Here is a 14,879-nt window from a genome sequence, read left to right as displayed (position 1 = left end):
GGGAAAGGCCGCGGCACGGAGAATTCCGTCGAGCGACGACCAAGCGGCTGGAGCCGCTTCGGTGCCGGGGCCGCAGGCTTTACGCCGCTTGCGACACGGCATCGGTCGATCGCGCGTGCGTTTCGGCAGGCTCCGCCATCGTTGCCGGCGTGCGGGAGTCTCCCATGTTGAAATATTCGAGCATTTCTCTTCTTGCCCTTGTAGCAGCGACGCCCGTCGCCGCGCAGGACGTTTCCGGTTCGGACGACATTGTCGTCACCGCATCGGGCATCGAACAATCGAGGGACGAGGTCGGTCAGGCGATCACCGTGATCGACGCCGATACGATAGAAACGCGGCAGACGACCGACGTCGTCGATCTGCTCGCGACCACGCCCGGCGTTCGCTTCAACCGCACGGGCAGCACCGGCTCGGCCGCGGGCATATCGATCCGCGGGGCGGAAACGACGCAGACTTTGGTGTTGATCGACGGGGTCAAGGTCAACGATCCGAGCGGTATCGGCGACGGCTATGATTTTGGCCACCTGCTGACGGGCAACATCCGCCGCATCGAGGTGCTGCGCGGATCGAACTCGGTCGTGCATGGCAGCCAGGCGATCGGCGGCGTGGTCAATCTGATGACCGAGGCGCCCGAAGCAGGCCTCGCCGGGCGCGCGTCGGCCGAATATGGCTACAGCGATACGGTGAACGCGAAAGCGGACCTGTCGGGCAGCACCGGGGCGTTGTCGGGGGGCATCGGCGGCGCATATTTCCGCACCGACGGCATTTCGTCCGCAGCGGCCGGCAACGAGCGCGACGGCTATAAGAATTTCGCGGGCAACGCGCGGCTGAAAATCGCATTCAGCGATACGCTGAGCCTTGATCTGCGCGGCTATTACATCAACGCCGACCTCGATTATGACAGCTTCTTCGGCGCCCCTGCCGACAGCGCCGACGTCGCCAAGCTAGATCAATATGTCGGCTATGCAGGGCTCAACCTTGGCCTGTTCGACGGCCGCTTCACCAGCCGTGCGGCGGTGACGTGGATGCGCAACGAGCGTGATTATTTCTTCGTGCGCGGCACTGCGCCCGACTATGGTTACAAGGGCACGAACCTGCGTTTCGAATATCAGGGCGTCGTCACACCCGCCGACGCCGCGAAGCTGGTGTTCGGTTACGAGCATGAGCGCCCCGATTACGACTTTTTCGGTTTCGGTTCGACCGACAGCCAGAAAGCCAATATCGACAGCGTTTACGCGCTGGGCATCGTTCAGCCGGTGACCGGTCTGTCGCTGACCGGCGGCGTCCGTCACGACGACCACAGCCAGTTCGGCGGCGCCACAACGCTTGGCGCCAACGCCAATTATTCGCCCAACGGCGGCGCCACAAATGTCCGGATAAGCTATGGCGAAGGGTTCAAGGCACCGTCGCTCTATCAACTTTACGACAGCTTCAGCGGCAATGCCGCGCTGCGCCCCGAACGGTCGAAAAGCTATGACGTCGGCATCGACCAGAGCCTCGCCGACGGCCGCGCGCTGGTCTCGCTCACCGCCTTCCTGCGCAACACGACCGATCAGATCAATTATGACAATGCGACCTTCACCTATGGCAATATCGACCGCACCCGCGCCAAGGGGATCGAAGCGACGCTGGCGCTGCGCCCCGTCGATGCGCTGAACGTCACCGCGTCCTACAGCTATATCGACGCGCGCGACCGGTCGGGGCGCCCCGCGTTCGACGGCAAGCGCCTGCCGCGCCGCGCCGACCATGCGATCAGCCTGTCGGCCGATTATGACTGGTCGTTCGGCCTGTCGACCGGCGCGACGATCACGATGGTCGGCGACAGTTTCGACAATGCCGCCAACACGGTGCGGCTCGATGGCTATGCGCTCGCCGGGGTGCGCGCATCCTTCGCCGTAACCGAGCGGATCGAAGTCCATGGCCGCGTCGATAATCTGTTCGACGCCGATTATGCGACGGCGTTCAATTATGGCACCTATGGCCGCGCTGCCTATGGCGGCGTGCGGGCGCGGTTCTGAATGGCGCGGCGCTGCCGGTTACGGCCGGCAGCGCCCGTACTGCGGGATAACAGTATGAGCGGGATAGCGACATGACGGTGGTCAAGCCGATGCTGATCGGCGCGGCGTTGCTCGGCGCCGCGGGCGCGCTGTCGGCGGCGCCCGCGGATCGCGGCGTCGCTCGCCAGAACAACGCGCCGCAGCGCATCATGTCGCTGAACCTCTGCACCGATCAATTGCTTCTCGCGCTCGCGGACCGCAGCCAGATCGCGGGTTTGACGCACAATGTCGCCGATCCCGACCTGTCGGCGGTGCCGACGCTCGCGCGCGGCCTCCCGCTGCATCGCGGTTCGGCCGAACAACTGCTTGTAATCAACCCCGACCTCGTCGTCGGAATGCCGGCCAGCGGCAGCGCGCCGCTCGTCGCGCTTCCCCGTAATCATTACGCCTTGCTCGACGTACCCCACGCCAACCATCCCGACGACATTTATCGCGCCATCCACCAGACCGCCGCCGCGGTCGGCCACGCGGAACGCGGCGCGGCGCTAATTGCCGACATGCAGCGTGACCTTGCCGCCCTGCCCAGCCCCGGCCGCGGCCGCGTTGCGGCCTATTATCAGCGCCGCGGCTATATGACGGGCACCGGCACGCTGGTCGACGATCTCATGAAGCGGGTGGGCCTCGTCAATCTGGCGGCGACGCTCGGCAAGCCGCCGCTCGCGCAGGTCAGCCTCGAAGAAATCGTCGCCGCCGATCCTGACTTCCTGATCGTCGAAAGCGCCACGGATACGGTCACCGATCAGGGGAGCGAGATGCTGCACCATCCGGCGCTCAAGCATATTCCGCGCATCTCCGTTCAGCAGGCGTGGACGGTGTGCGGCGGCCCGGCCTATGTGCGCGCGGCGCGCAGTATCGCGGCACAGATCGCGCAGCACGACGGCGGCGGCGCATGAGCCGATTCACCATGCCCCGCTGGTCGCTGATGACCGCGCTCATTGCGCTCACGCTAGCGGCAGCGGTTGCATCGCTGCTCTTCGGCACCGTCGGGCTGTCGCCCGGCCGCCTCCTTGCCGCCGCGACGGGCGGCGGTGACCCGATCGCCTCGATCATCCTCTTTGAGCTGCGCCTGCCGCGCACCCTGCTCGCACTCGCCATCGGGGCGATGCTTGGGCTCGCGGGGGCAGCGTTGCAGGGCTATTTGCGCAACCCGCTCGCCGAACCATCGGTGCTCGGCACATCGAACGCCGCGGCGCTCGGCGGCGTCGCGGCGCTCTATTTCGGGCTCGCCGAGCTGCATCCGGCGATGCTGCCGCTGCTCGCCACCGGCAGCGCGCTCGTCTCGCTCGCGCTTCTCGTTTCGCTGGCAGGCAAGGCCGAAAGCCCGCTGACCCTTATCCTCGCCGGCATCGCGGTCAGTGCGCTCGCGGTCGCGGGGACCAGCCTCGCGCTCAACCTGTCGCCCAATCCCTTCGCGGCGATGGAGATCATGACCTGGCTGCTCGGCAGTCTCGAGAACCGCTCTTTCGGCCATCTGTGGATCGCGCTCCCCTGCATCGCCGCGGGCATGGCGATGCTGCTGTGGAACGGCCGCGCGCTCGACGCGCTATCGCTCGGCGAGGATGCCGCGCAGGCGCTGGGCACCGACTTGCGGCGCACGCGCGCGCGGCTGCTGCTGGGCACCGCAATCGGCGTCGGCGGCGCGGTCGCGGTGTCGGGCGCAATCGGTTTTGTCGGGCTGATCGTCCCGCACCTGATCCGTCCCTTCACCGACCGCAGCCCGTCGGCGATCCTGCTCCCCTCGGCAATCGGCGGCGCGGCGCTATTGACGCTCGCCGACATCGGCGTGCGCGTCATCCCGGCGACGAACGAGCTCAAACTCGGCGTCGTCACCGCCTTCCTTGGCGTGCCGGTCTTTCTGGTCCACCTGATGCGGGAGCGACGCCTGTGGTGACCCTCGCGCTCGATCGGGTCGGCGTCACGCTCGGCCGCCGCGCCGTGCTGCACGACGTCAGCGCGACTTTTGCGCCGGGCACGCTGACCGCCATCGTCGGCCCGAACGGCGCGGGCAAGTCGACGCTGGTGCGCGCGCTGCTCGCGCTGATCCCGGCCACCGGCTCGGTGCGGGTCGATGGCGTCGAGGCTGCCACAATGCTGCGCGCCGAACTCGCGCGTCGCATCGCTTATGTGCCGCAGGGCCAGCTATTGCACTGGCCGCTCACCGTCGAGCGCCTCGTCGGGCTCGGCCGTCTGCCGCACCTTGCGCCGATGTCGCGGATCAGCGCCGCCGACGCCGCCGCGATAGAACGCGCGATGGCGCGCGCCGACGTCCTTGACCTGCGCGACCGGGTAGCCACCGAATTGTCGGGGGGCGAGCGCGCGCGCGCGCTATTCGCCCGCGCGCTCGCGGTCGAGGCCGCGGCACTGATCGCCGACGAACCGCTCGCCAGCCTCGATCCCGGCCACCAGATCGACGTCATGGAATTGCTGCGCGGCGAAGCCGCGGCGGGCGCGACAGTGATCGCGGTGCTGCACGACCTCACCATGGCGGCGCGCTATTGCGACCGGTTGCTGCTGATCGACGGCGGACGAGCCGTGGCCGACGGCCCGCCCGCCGAGGTGCTGACGGCCGAGCGGCTGCGCGCGGTTTACGGCATCGAAGCCCGCGTCGACAGCGGCGGGGCGTGGCCCGCAATCACGACGCTGGGACGCGCGCCGTCAAGCCGCTGACGGGCCCGAAGGAAGCTCGGCGCGCACAAAATCGACCGAGCGCCCCGGCTTCGCCAACCGCGCCGCGCCGAGCAGGCGGTTCCAATATGTTTCGGAGCCGTCGGCCAGTCGCCATTCGTGAAGCCGCCGCGTGAAAAGCTGAAGGTCATGCTCTTCGCTGATCCCGATCGCGCCATGCACTGCGTGCGCCGTCGCCGCGATGGTCGCCGCAGCGCGGCTGGCAACCGATTTGGCAGTGGCGACGGCGGCAAGCGACGGCGGAAGGCCCGCCGCGCAGCCGATCTGCGACGCGATCCGCGCCGCAACCGCTTCCTCCGCCATCACCGCCATCTGCTGCTGCAACGCCTGCTGCCGCCCGATCGGCTTGCCGAACTGGACGCGCTCGTTGGCATATACGGTGGTCATCGTCACCAGTCGGTCGGCGGCTCCGGCGATCAGCGCAGCGCGGAGCAGCGCGCCGAGCGCGCGCAGCCCGCCCGGGGGCGCTGCAAAGCCCCGGCTCAGCGGCGGGAAGCTTATCCGCGCCGCCAGGCTGCCGACAACGCCGGTCGCAGCCGCCATGCCCGGCGCCAGTGCGACCAGCCCGACTTGTCCGCCCTGCTCGACAAGCGCGTGGCGCGCGACCAGCCCGCACGGGACCACGGCCACCTGTCCCGCCGCGGCGACCGCAAGCACGATCGGGCCATCAGGGATCGGCGCGCCCGCGTCGGCCAGCAGTGCCCGCGCGATCATCGTCTCGCCGACCGGCAGCGGCACGGCGTGGCGGCCAAGCGCCTGCCACAAGGGCTGCACCGCCGCCGCGGGAAGCCCAAAGCCGCCGGCCGCTTCGGGGACGAGCGCGTCGAGAAAGCCCGACGCCTGGGCGGCATCCCACATCGCATCTGCTGACCCGCCGCCCTCGACCGCGCGCACCGCCGCAGGCGACGCGGCAGCTTCGAGCATCCGGTCGAAGGGTTCGAGGAGATCGGAAAAGTCCATCAGCGCAGCCCCATTCCGCGCGCGATGATCCCGCGCAGGATTTCGCGCGTCCCGCCGCGCAGCGAAAAGCTGGGGGCGATGTGCGTGACATAAAGCAGCGTTCGATAGAGTTCGGCGTCGACCGGCTCGTGGGGGTGGCTGGCCAGATCGTCGCCGATCGCGGCGGGCAGCTCCTGTTCGAAGCTGGTGCCCAGATCCTTCACCAGCGATGCCTCGACCACCGGGCTTTCGCCGAGCGCCAGCCGCGCGGTGCAGGCAATCGACATTGCGCGAAGGGTGGCGAGACGCGCGGTGAAGTCGCCGACGCGCGCGAGCGTCGCGGGATCGTCGCGGCCGACGCCTTGCAAATGTTCGATCCAGGCATCGAGCAGCACCACGCTCGAATAGATGCGCTCGGGGCCGCTGCGTTCGAAGGCGAGTTCGGCAGTCACCTGCGCCCACCCCTCGCCTTCGTTTCCGACCAGCGCGTCGGCGGGCAGATCGACATCCTCGAAAAACACTTCGGCGAAATGCGCGTCGCCGGTCAGATCGACGATTGGCCTGATCGTGACGCCGGGGGCTTTGAGGTCGATGATGAGCTGCGACAGCCCGCGCTGGCGGTCGTCGCTGTTGCCCGATGTGCGGACGAGTGCGATCATATAATCGCCGTGCATCGCATTGGTCGTCCAGATTTTCTGGCCGTTGACGCGCCAGCCGGCCGGCGTGCGTTCGGCGCGCGTCCGTACGCTGGCCAGGTCCGATCCCGACCCCGGTTCGCTCATGCCGATGCAGAAGACAAGTTCGCCGCGGCAGATGCGGGGGATGAAGGCCTCACGCTGCGCCTCGGTCCCATAGTTCAGGAGCAGCGGCGCGCTCTGCCGGTCGGCGATCCAGTGTGCCGCGACCGGAGCGCCCGCCGACAACAGCTCCTCGACAACGACGAACCGGGCAAACGGCCCGCGCCCGCCGCCGCCGTACCGCTCGGGCAAAGTCAGCCCGAGCAAACCCGCGTCTCCCAGACGGCGCGAGAAGGCGCGGTCGAACCCCGACCAGGAGCGCGCGCGGATGTCGGCGGGGGCGGTCGCTGCCGTGTCGGCAATCGCGCGGATCGCCAGGCGCAGCGCCTCATCCTCTTGCGGAAGCCCGGCAAGGATCAGTGTATCGAACAAGGCTGCTCTCCCGACTTCGGTCCGGTACGCGCTGGGCGCCGGCCGACACCATGCTCCGCCTTTGGACCAGATAATCCGTCGGCCGTCGAGGGTCAGCGGGTCGTTTCATGGGAAACCAACAGGCTCGCCGCGCACCCCATATACCTGAGATGCCCCATTTTTGCCTGTCCCAAATTGGATCGCACTCCATCGTCAATTCAATTGACGTTGGAGTGCGAATGGCTATTTCCTCTTTGTCACGATCTTCGGCGAATCGCGCGACCCCGATGCGCCGAGGGGGAAGCATATAAATGCCGGAAAGGCCGTGCCCCGCTGGCGCGGCCTTTTTGGCGTCGGAAGCGATAGAAGGCTACGAGAGAGCATCCCGCCGTCTCCCGGAAAGTTGGGGACAGCGACAGCGAGAACCTGCGTCGTGCCGTCAGACCGTGACGGGATCAGGCGCCGACTGTTCGGACCTCGGCGAGACCATCCAGATCCCCGACGTTGGCCGGCTGGAGGCCGTCAGCTTTCGGACACCGAGCCCTTTCCCGTCGATCGCCTACCATTCCGTAGCGGTCGAACAGGGCATCCGTCCGCCATTATTCGGCATGCCCAGTTTCCAGCGGGTGGTATTGAACCGCTGGGCAGTCGACGTAGCGCAGATCTTGGCCCATTTCGTTGCGTTGTAGTTGCGATATTCGGCGATGAAGACGGCCTTGTTCTGCTCCACATAGCGTTGGAGGCCGACGACGAACTCGCCGGCGACGGGGTCCCAGGGGTCGGTGCATTCGTCATACTGGAAACATTCCTCGTTCAGCATGAAGTCGAAATGGTCGGCGAGCTGGCGCGTCTGGGAGATATCGCCCTTCTGCCCGATCGACAGGCCAAGGTCATGCGCCCATCCGGCGAGGGCGCGATTGTAGGCAAGCTGGTCGTCAAAAGTGAGCGGGAAGCCGGTGTCGTTCTCCCAGCCATTGATCTCGTCGGGATCGACGGCATCGAACCCCTTGTCCTTGCACATCTGCATGCGCGCTTTCATGATCGGCTCGAGCTCCGAAATCCGGCGGATGTCGAGCCAGTAGCTGCCGGGCCAGCCAATGTCGTCCTTGCCCCAAATCTGCGGCGTGAGAGCCTGGAATTTATAGGCGTCCTCCCGATAGGTTTCGTAGACGCCAGCGTCGAAGTAGCAGATGACCTTTTTGCCGCGGTTGTGGAGGAAGCGAACGGTTTCGGCGCTGTTGGCCTCGCCGTCGATATCGTAAATGTCGGGCTCGGGAAGCGGGTTGCCGGCAAAATCCCGCAGTCCCATCTGCTTCGGATTGTTGATGTTGAGGGGGCCGCCCAAGACCCAGTGGAGCGAGAGACGCTTGTCGGCCGTCGGCTGCCACCGTTCCGCTTGTTCCGGCGTTCCGCCCGAGGCGGCGATGAAAAACAGAAAGGCCTGGAAGATGCCCAGACAATATTGCGCCGATGTGTCGAGCATTGTCACTTACCTCCTATGTGAAATATCCAGTCCATCCGCCCAACGGCCCCGACCGCCGTCGCGGCGCCGACGGCTTTTCCGAGCCGGTCGGTAAAAATGGCGCGGGCGTCGCCGCGTCGGCGCGATACAACCGCTCGCCATGCTCACTGCCGCAGGGCGCTTCCAATGTTCGCCGCGCGGTCAAACCCCGCCGTTCCTCAAAACAGGCTGACGGCCCCCGCCCCTTTCACGTCGTTCGTAACGAGAGGCACCGCTCGCCACCACATGCGACGCGCCTCGCGATGAGTGAGCTCATCTTACCGAATAGCCATGAGCGCGCGACAGCCGCGCGGCGGATGGTCGAACCAGACGGTCCGGCGAACGGGTCGTCGGTGGCCGATGCCGAAGTTGCTCAATATTGGGCCAATTTTGCGCGGTGGAGGGGGGGGTAGGATCAGTTCGCCAGACCGCTTCGCGAGCATCTGCCGCTGGCCAAAGCGATCGCCGCCGATCCGCGCGGGCACGAAGCTGGAAAGTTCAGTCTCCCGAATGCCCCATCGAAGGCAGTGGTGTCTCGCTGGCGAGTGTCTGAATAACACGACATCGAACTGGTATTGCACGGCGGACGACGTGCTCAATCGAAGTTCATCGTGCGCCGCCGTGCAAAAGAAGCGGCGGCTCTTTCGGAGCCGCCGCCTCCTTATCGTTCAGCCTCAGTCGGCCGCAAGCCCGTGCTTGAGCGCCGACATCTGGTCATGGCCCGCGCGTACCGAGGCATAGCCGACTTCGATCAGCTGGCGCACCGACGGATCGAGATCGGTTTCCGACAGCGCGCTTTCGAATTTCGACTTGATGTGATCCTCTCCGCGCTCGACCTCGGCGACCACCGCCTTGTCGTCGCGCTCGCCGGTGAGCGCGTCGCGCAAACCCAGCCAGGCACGGTGCGCCGATGCGAGGACCGTTCCATCATCCTCGGGGTTACCGCCAAGCTCGCGGACCTTCGCCTGGAAGTCAGCAACGACCGCCTGACGCTCGCTCGCGCGGCTGAGGAACATTTCCCTGAACTGCGATGCATTCGCTTCGTCGGCCGCGGCGCGATAGCCGTCGACGCTGTCAAGCGTAGTGGCGATGAGTGAGTTCAAGGTCGCGATATTCTTGTTATCGAACATGGGCATTCCTTTCGGGAGAACAACGCGCCGGGCATCGGCGCGCCCTGCCCCACCAACACGTCCTTGAAATGAAAGTTGCGGCGCGGTGGCGTTCCGCACGAAACCGAAACCGTCCCGATTGACCTATGTTAACGAAGCTGGCTGTCCTTGCTTCCACGGCGGTTGAATCCGGCGGGCCGCCGCTCGGCATCGCGCACCGTCTGGCAGCCAACGCAGGTACGGCTCGCCGGCAGCGCCTTCCGGCGCGCCTCCGGAATGCGCTCACCGCAATCATCGCAATAATCGGTTCCCGCCCCCGACAGCAGTCGCAGCCGCGCTTCCTTGACGGCATCGCTCACCGTGTCGTCGATCTGGTCCTGAACGGCGCCGTCACGTGCCCAGCCATTGGCCATGTCAAAACTCCACATCTCTTGCAGCACCGCGTGTTCGCTGCCCGTTCCTCATGTGGAAACGCGCATCAGGCAAGGCAAGTTGCCGTAGTGTCGGGAACGATTAGGCGGCGGGATGGTCTAGAGTCCATGGCAACAAGGACGGACCGATCCTGCCCCGCAAACACCCCTTCATCGTTGCAAGGGTGGGGCCGCGCCGACCAGATGCCGCTCGACCTGTGAAAATCGCCACCTATAATGTGAATGGCATCGGCGGGCGGCTCGCTATCCTGCTCGATTGGCTCAAGCTTGCCGAGCCCGACATCGTCTGTTTGCAGGAACTCAAGGCGCCGCACGAGAAGTTCCCGGAAAAGGCGATCCGCGACGCCGGCTATGACGTGATCTGGCACGGCCAGAGCCGCTGGAACGGTGTCGCGATGCTGAGCCGCGTTGGCGAGATCCACCAGACGCGCCGCGGCCTTCCCGGCGATCCGACCGACGAGCAGAGCCGGTATATCGAGGCTGCCGTCGGCGGCATCCTCATCGCCAGCCTCTATCTCCCGAACGGCAATCCCTGGCCGGGACCCAAGTTCGAGTATAAGCTCCAGTGGATGGCGCGGCTTGAAGCGCATCTCGAAACGCTCTTCCGCCTCGATGCGCCGGTCGTCGCGTGCGGCGACTTTAATGTCATTCCGACCGACCTCGATGTGTACAAGCCCGCGAACTGGAAAAAGGACGCGCTCTTCGCCCCGGAAGCGAAAGCCGCCTTCCAGCGCATCCTCGACCAGGGCTGGACCGACGCAATCCGCCATCTTCATCCCGACGAGCGCATCTACAGCTTCTGGGCCTATTGGCGCCGTTCGTTCGAGCGCAATGCCGGTATCCGGATCGACCATCTGCTGCTCAACAAGCCCGCGGCGAAGCGTCTTACCGCCGCGGGCGTCGATACGCGCCCGCGGGCGCTCGAAAAGACGAGCGACCATGCCCCGGCATGGATCGAACTCGGCGGGCGCCCCGGCAAACCAAAGCGAAAGCTCACATGAGCCGCACCATTACCGGGTGGCGGCTCCCGCAGAGCGAGCGCGAGCGGTTGCTCAAATTGTTCGAGCCGATCTATTCCGAAATCGGCCTCGACCCATCAACCGGCGGACTCGCCATCGTTGCGCCATAGGGCGCGTGCAGCGCCTGATTGCCCGCCGAAATTGATCCATGTTGGCATAAAGGCCTCGCGAGGAACCAGTCCGGCGGCCCCTCGCCGACGAGTGGGATTTTCGCCGGTCGGGCAGGAATCAGCCGGTTTCCTTCGCCATTCTGGCAAGATCGCGGGCGAAGGCCGAGAAGCCCATGGTCAGGATGAGCGCAGCAAGCGGCAGTGCGGCCGCCGTTACGAGCGCGATCGAATAGCGCAGCGCGCCGTCATCGCCGAAAAGATGGTCGGTGAGCAGCGCCATCAGCAGCGGGCCGAAACCAAGCCCGATCAGATTGACGACGAAGAAATACAGCGCCGTGACGCGGGCACGATATTGGTTCGGCGTGATGAACTGAAGCGCCACCGTGCCGACGCCGTGCATTGTCAACATCGGGAAAGCGAGCGCGAGCAATAGGAATGCGAGCGTCGCGCTGGGCATCAGCGCGGCGGCAAGCAGGGACGGCCCGCCGAGCAGGATCGACAGTCGCATCACGCGCAGATGCGCGTCGAGAACGCCGCGAGCGAACATCCGGTCGGCAAGCGTCCCGCCCATCACGAGCCCGGCCGCGCCGCCGGTCGCCATTATGATGCCAAACCACAGTCCTGCCTGTGATACGTCCATGCCATAAGTGCGGGCGAAGAAGGTCGGCACCCATGCGATCACGCCATACATGACGAGCCCGATCAACGACATGCCTGCAAACAGCGCCCCTAATGCGGCGCGCTGCGCTCTCAGATGCGCGATGAAGCCGGGCGCCGCGGTGCCCTGTGAACTGGCCTGCTCAACTCCGCGCCGCAGCGGCTCGCGGATCGTCAGCAGCAGCAAGCAAATCAGCAGCCCAGGCGCCGCGACCCACAGGAAGATCGTGCGCCACGCGTCGACGGGGCCGATCAGCGGCAGATTGACCATTGGCGCCGCGAGCACCGCTTGCACGACGAAGGACCCGAGAATCATCGCGACCCCCGATCCAAGCGGCACGCCGATCGAATAGACCGCCATCGCACGCGCGAGCTTGTCGCGCGGGAACATATCGCTGAGCATCGAATAAGCGGCGGGCGAGAGCGCCGCCTCGCCCACCCCGACCCCCATGCGTGCGAGAAACAGTGCCCCATAGCTTCCGGCAAAACCGCAAGCCGCGGTCATGACGCTCCACAATGCCACCCCCGACATGATCAGGTTGCGGCGACTCCAGCGGTCGGCGATCCACGCGATCGGTAGTCCGAGCAAGGTATAGAAAAGCGCGAAGGCCAGCCCGATGAGCAGGCTGACCTCCGTATCCGAAATCTCGAGCGCGGCGCGGATTGGCGCAACGAGCAGAGTGAGGATCATGCGATCGATGAAGGACAGCGTATAGGCAAGCAACAGGACGCCGACGACGTACCAGCTATAGGCGGGACGCGGCCAATGCGGTCCCGTGTCCTCGTGACCGATCGGCTCATCTTGGGGCGCCTTCCTTACGATCTTGGTCGCCATCGATCCGTCCTCCCGAATGCCGCCCGCTCTTGCGCTGCAGGTCAGCCTGTTATATAGAAGCAGTTACTTAGAAAACTAAGTATTTTCGCATCCGAGTCAAGCATGATCGGCGGCGAACGAAAACAACGTGTTGGGAGACGCGAGATGACCTATTTCCAAAGGAAGCTGTCCGTCCTTTTCCTTACCGGGGTGGCCGTCGCCGCTCTGCCTGTCGCCGCCGCGGCACAAGACGACGACACGAGCGGCGACATCATCGTAACCGCACAGCGGCAGGAGCAAAGGCTGCAGGACGTTCCCGTCTCGGTCACCGCCTTCGGAGCCGAACAGCTTCGCGACAACAGCATCGAAACGGTGCAGGACATCGCCATCCGCACCCCCGGCCTCGCGGTCAGCGCGGTAGATCCGGTTAATACCAATTTCGCGATGCGCGGCATCGGCAGCGCGCCGGGAATCAGCCAGAACGCCGGCGGCGATCCGTCCGTGGTCGTCTTCGTCGACGGCGTCTATGCCGGTCGCGGGGGCACGCCCGATCTCGACGCGCTCGACCTCGAACGCGTCGAAGTGCTGCGCGGGCCGCAAGGCACTTTGTTCGGCAAGAACGCGATCGGCGGTCTCGTTCAGTTCATCAGCCGCAAGCCGACCGACGAGGAAAGCTTCTATTTCGAGGGCACCTACGGCAATTACGACCGCGTCGGGGTGATCGCGCGCGGCAATCTGGCGTTGACTGACAATATCTATCTGTCGGCCGGGCTTTCACACAAGCAGCGCGACGGGTTCGAATATAACGAGACGACGGGGAACGACGTCAACGACCTCAACCTGACGACCGGGCGTATCGCGCTGCGTTTGGTGCCGACCGACGCGCTCGACATCATCCTGCGCGCCGATGTGTCGCATCAGGACCAGAAGGGCAATCCGCGCGACAACAATTGCGATACCAGCTTTCAGGGCGGCATTCACTGCGTTGGCATCAACCCCGATCCGCGCGTCGTAAACGCCTATATCGACGGTGAGGTCAAACGGACGATCCAGACCTACTCGGCAGAGGTCAACCTCGACCTGCCGTTCGGCACGCTGACCTCGCTCACCGCGCTGCGCAAGGTGAAGTTCAATTTCGTCACCCCCTTCTTCAGCAATCCGATCAATCCGCCCGCGCAGATCGAATCGACGAGCTTCGGCGAAGAGGATAACAGCCAGTTCAGCCAGGAACTCCGGCTGAGCTTCGACGCCTTCGACGGTAAGCTAAAAGGGCAGACGGGCGTCTATTACCTCAAGGAGAACAACGACCGTATCGAGGGGCAAATCCAGGACTTCCCCACCCCTGCGGGTTCGGGAACGGGCATCTATCCGCAGTCGGTCAACGCGCGCAGCATCGCGGTCTTCGGCCAGCTCGATTATGAAATCGTTCCCGCGCTGATCGCCACCGTCGGCGCGCGCATGACGTGGGAGCGCAAGAGTGGCCGCTTCGCCGGCTTCAAGGCCGATGATGGCCCGGGCCTGCCGCCGCCGCTCGGATCGCTCGCCGGCTATGATGTTACCGGCAAGAAAAGCTGGAAAGCCTTTACGCCGCGTTTCGCGCTCAACTGGAAAGCGACCGACGACGTGCTGCTCTACGGCTCGGTTGCGCGCGGTTACAAGAGCGGCGGCTTCCAAGGGCTTTCGGGTACTGCGGCGGGCGCTTCGACCCCTTATGATCCCGAATTCGCCTGGAGCTATGAACTTGGCGCCAAAACCGACTGGTTTGACCGGCGCCTGCGGCTGAATATCGCGGCATTCCGGACCGACTATTCAGACCTCCAGATTTCGCAACTCGTGCCGCTGTGCTGCGTCGTCGTCAGCAACGCCGCAAAGGCGCGAATTAAGGGGGTCGAGGTTGAAGCGGTGGTGCGGCCATTCGAGGGCTTCCAGCTCGACGGCAGCTATGCCTGGCTCGACGCGAAGTTCACCGAATATACGATCCCTGGGCAGAATTACACGGGCAACCAGTTGCCGCGCTCGCCGAAGAACAAGTTCAACGTCGGCGGTCAGTTCGAAACCCCGGTCGGCGACATGTCGGCAAAGCTCCGGGTTGATTACAGCTGGGTCGACGATGCCTTTTTCGAGGCGTCGAACATTCCGCAGCAGCTGTGGCCTTCGCACGAAAATCTCGACGCGCGCCTGTCGCTGTCAGGTCCCGGCGATCGCTGGGAACTGTCGCTGTGGGGGAAGAATCTGACCGACGAGCTGACGCCGACTTATGTCACCTATTTTGGGCCCTTTCGTCAGATCCTGACGCCCTATGCGCCGCCGCGCACCTATGGCGTGACGGTTGCATTCAAGATTTGACCACGACGCGGCGGCGTCTTGGCGCCGCCGCTCCCATTTCGCTGCCAAGTCAAGGATCGATCG

General features: G+C 65.2%; 13 protein-coding genes. 7 read left to right on the top strand and 6 right to left on the bottom strand.

Annotation, left to right across the window (positions count from 1 at the left end; all coding sequences use genetic code 11):
- Positions 1-164 precede the first annotated feature (164 nt).
- From VSX77_RS13885 to VSX77_RS13870, 4 genes are all read left to right on the top strand, one after another.
- Positions 165-2,018 carry a TonB-dependent receptor plug domain-containing protein gene (locus tag VSX77_RS13885; protein ID WP_338425194.1) on the top strand — a complete coding sequence of 618 codons (1,854 nt, stop codon included), beginning with the start codon at positions 165-167 and terminating at the stop codon, positions 2,016-2,018.
- Between the two features lie 71 nt (positions 2,019-2,089).
- On the top strand, positions 2,090-2,950 hold the full coding sequence (locus VSX77_RS13880; RefSeq protein WP_338425193.1) for an ABC transporter substrate-binding protein: 861 nt from the start codon (positions 2,090-2,092) through the stop codon (positions 2,948-2,950).
- Positions 2,947-3,948 carry a FecCD family ABC transporter permease gene (locus VSX77_RS13875; protein WP_338425192.1) on the top strand — a complete coding sequence of 334 codons (1,002 nt, stop codon included), beginning with the start codon at positions 2,947-2,949 and terminating at the stop codon, positions 3,946-3,948. Before VSX77_RS13880 ends, VSX77_RS13875 begins: the two co-directional genes overlap by 4 nt.
- The gene (locus VSX77_RS13870; RefSeq protein ID WP_338425191.1) at positions 3,942-4,724 is read left to right on the top strand and encodes an ABC transporter ATP-binding protein; all 783 of its coding nucleotides are present in this window, start codon (positions 3,942-3,944) and stop codon (positions 4,722-4,724) included. Before VSX77_RS13875 ends, VSX77_RS13870 begins: the two co-directional genes overlap by 7 nt.
- On the opposite strand, the gene VSX77_RS13865 is transcribed toward VSX77_RS13870, so the two are convergent.
- From VSX77_RS13865 to VSX77_RS13845, 5 genes are all read right to left on the bottom strand, one after another.
- The gene (locus VSX77_RS13865; RefSeq protein WP_338425190.1) at positions 4,713-5,702 is read right to left on the bottom strand and encodes an acyl-CoA dehydrogenase family protein; all 990 of its coding nucleotides are present in this window, start codon (positions 5,700-5,702) and stop codon (positions 4,713-4,715) included. The genes VSX77_RS13870 and VSX77_RS13865 overlap by 12 nt on opposite strands.
- A complete protein-coding gene (locus VSX77_RS13860) occupies positions 5,702-6,850 on the bottom strand; it encodes an acyl-CoA dehydrogenase family protein (RefSeq protein ID WP_338425189.1) in 1,149 nt (382 codons plus the stop codon). Before VSX77_RS13860 ends, VSX77_RS13865 begins: the two co-directional genes overlap by 1 nt.
- A 538-nt stretch (positions 6,851-7,388) precedes the next feature.
- Positions 7,389-8,312, bottom strand: coding sequence for an endo alpha-1,4 polygalactosaminidase (locus tag VSX77_RS13855; protein ID WP_338425188.1), 924 nt, complete (start codon positions 8,310-8,312; stop codon positions 7,389-7,391).
- A 692-nt stretch (positions 8,313-9,004) separates the two neighbouring features.
- Entirely contained in the window at positions 9,005-9,460 is a 456-nt protein-coding gene (locus tag VSX77_RS13850) for a PA2169 family four-helix-bundle protein (protein WP_338425187.1), read from the bottom strand.
- Between the two features lie 128 nt (positions 9,461-9,588).
- A complete protein-coding gene (locus VSX77_RS13845; protein WP_338425186.1) occupies positions 9,589-9,852 on the bottom strand; it encodes a DksA/TraR family C4-type zinc finger protein in 264 nt (87 codons plus the stop codon).
- Between the two features lie 215 nt (positions 9,853-10,067).
- Between VSX77_RS13845 and xth the strand changes: the two genes are divergently transcribed.
- Both xth and VSX77_RS13835 read left to right on the top strand, forming a co-directional pair.
- Positions 10,068-10,871 (top strand): exodeoxyribonuclease III, encoded by an 804-nt coding sequence (gene xth, locus VSX77_RS13840; protein ID WP_338425185.1) that lies wholly within the window; start codon positions 10,068-10,070, stop codon positions 10,869-10,871.
- A complete protein-coding gene (locus VSX77_RS13835) occupies positions 10,868-10,999 on the top strand; it encodes a hypothetical protein (RefSeq protein WP_338425184.1) in 132 nt (43 codons plus the stop codon). Before xth ends, VSX77_RS13835 begins: the two co-directional genes overlap by 4 nt.
- A gap of 118 nt (positions 11,000-11,117) precedes the next feature.
- Here the strand turns inward: VSX77_RS13835 and VSX77_RS13830 are convergent, their stop codons facing one another.
- The gene (locus VSX77_RS13830; RefSeq protein ID WP_338425183.1) at positions 11,118-12,491 is read right to left on the bottom strand and encodes a spinster family MFS transporter; all 1,374 of its coding nucleotides are present in this window, start codon (positions 12,489-12,491) and stop codon (positions 11,118-11,120) included.
- A 144-nt stretch (positions 12,492-12,635) separates the two neighbouring features.
- Here VSX77_RS13830 and VSX77_RS13825 point away from each other — a divergent pair, with 144 nt between their 5' ends.
- Positions 12,636-14,816: a TonB-dependent receptor gene (locus VSX77_RS13825; RefSeq protein ID WP_338425182.1), complete on the top strand. Its 2,181-nt coding sequence runs from the start codon at positions 12,636-12,638 to the stop codon at positions 14,814-14,816.
- The last annotated feature ends 63 nt before the right edge of the window (positions 14,817-14,879 follow it).

Source organism: Sphingopyxis sp. TUF1 (assembly GCF_036687315.1).
In the GTDB taxonomy this organism is placed as follows: Bacteria; Pseudomonadota; Alphaproteobacteria; order Sphingomonadales; family Sphingomonadaceae; genus Sphingopyxis; species Sphingopyxis kveilinensis.
The sequence above is the reverse complement of the archived record's forward strand: the minus strand, read 5'-3'. Positions and strand labels throughout refer to the sequence as shown.

Bases quoted from the DNA above. Each gene is read 5' to 3' on its own strand.
- VSX77_RS13830 (WP_338425183.1), bottom strand. From the start codon at position 12,491: ATGGCGACCAAGATCGTAAGGAAGGCGCCCCAAGATGAGCCGATCGGT.
- VSX77_RS13885 (WP_338425194.1), top strand. From the start codon at position 165: ATGTTGAAATATTCGAGCATTTCTCTTCTTGCCCTTGTAGCAGCGACG.
- VSX77_RS13865 (WP_338425190.1), bottom strand. From the start codon at position 5,702: ATGGACTTTTCCGATCTCCTCGAACCCTTCGACCGGATGCTCGAAGCT.
- VSX77_RS13855 (WP_338425188.1), bottom strand. From the start codon at position 8,312: ATGCTCGACACATCGGCGCAATATTGTCTGGGCATCTTCCAGGCCTTT.
- VSX77_RS13825 (WP_338425182.1), top strand. From the start codon at position 12,636: ATGACCTATTTCCAAAGGAAGCTGTCCGTCCTTTTCCTTACCGGGGTG.
- VSX77_RS13850 (WP_338425187.1), bottom strand. From the start codon at position 9,460: ATGTTCGATAACAAGAATATCGCGACCTTGAACTCACTCATCGCCACT.
- VSX77_RS13845 (WP_338425186.1), bottom strand. From the start codon at position 9,852: ATGGCCAATGGCTGGGCACGTGACGGCGCCGTTCAGGACCAGATCGAC.
- VSX77_RS13835 (WP_338425184.1), top strand. From the start codon at position 10,868: ATGAGCCGCACCATTACCGGGTGGCGGCTCCCGCAGAGCGAGCGCGAG.
- VSX77_RS13880 (WP_338425193.1), top strand. From the start codon at position 2,090: ATGACGGTGGTCAAGCCGATGCTGATCGGCGCGGCGTTGCTCGGCGCC.
- VSX77_RS13875 (WP_338425192.1), top strand. From the start codon at position 2,947: ATGAGCCGATTCACCATGCCCCGCTGGTCGCTGATGACCGCGCTCATT.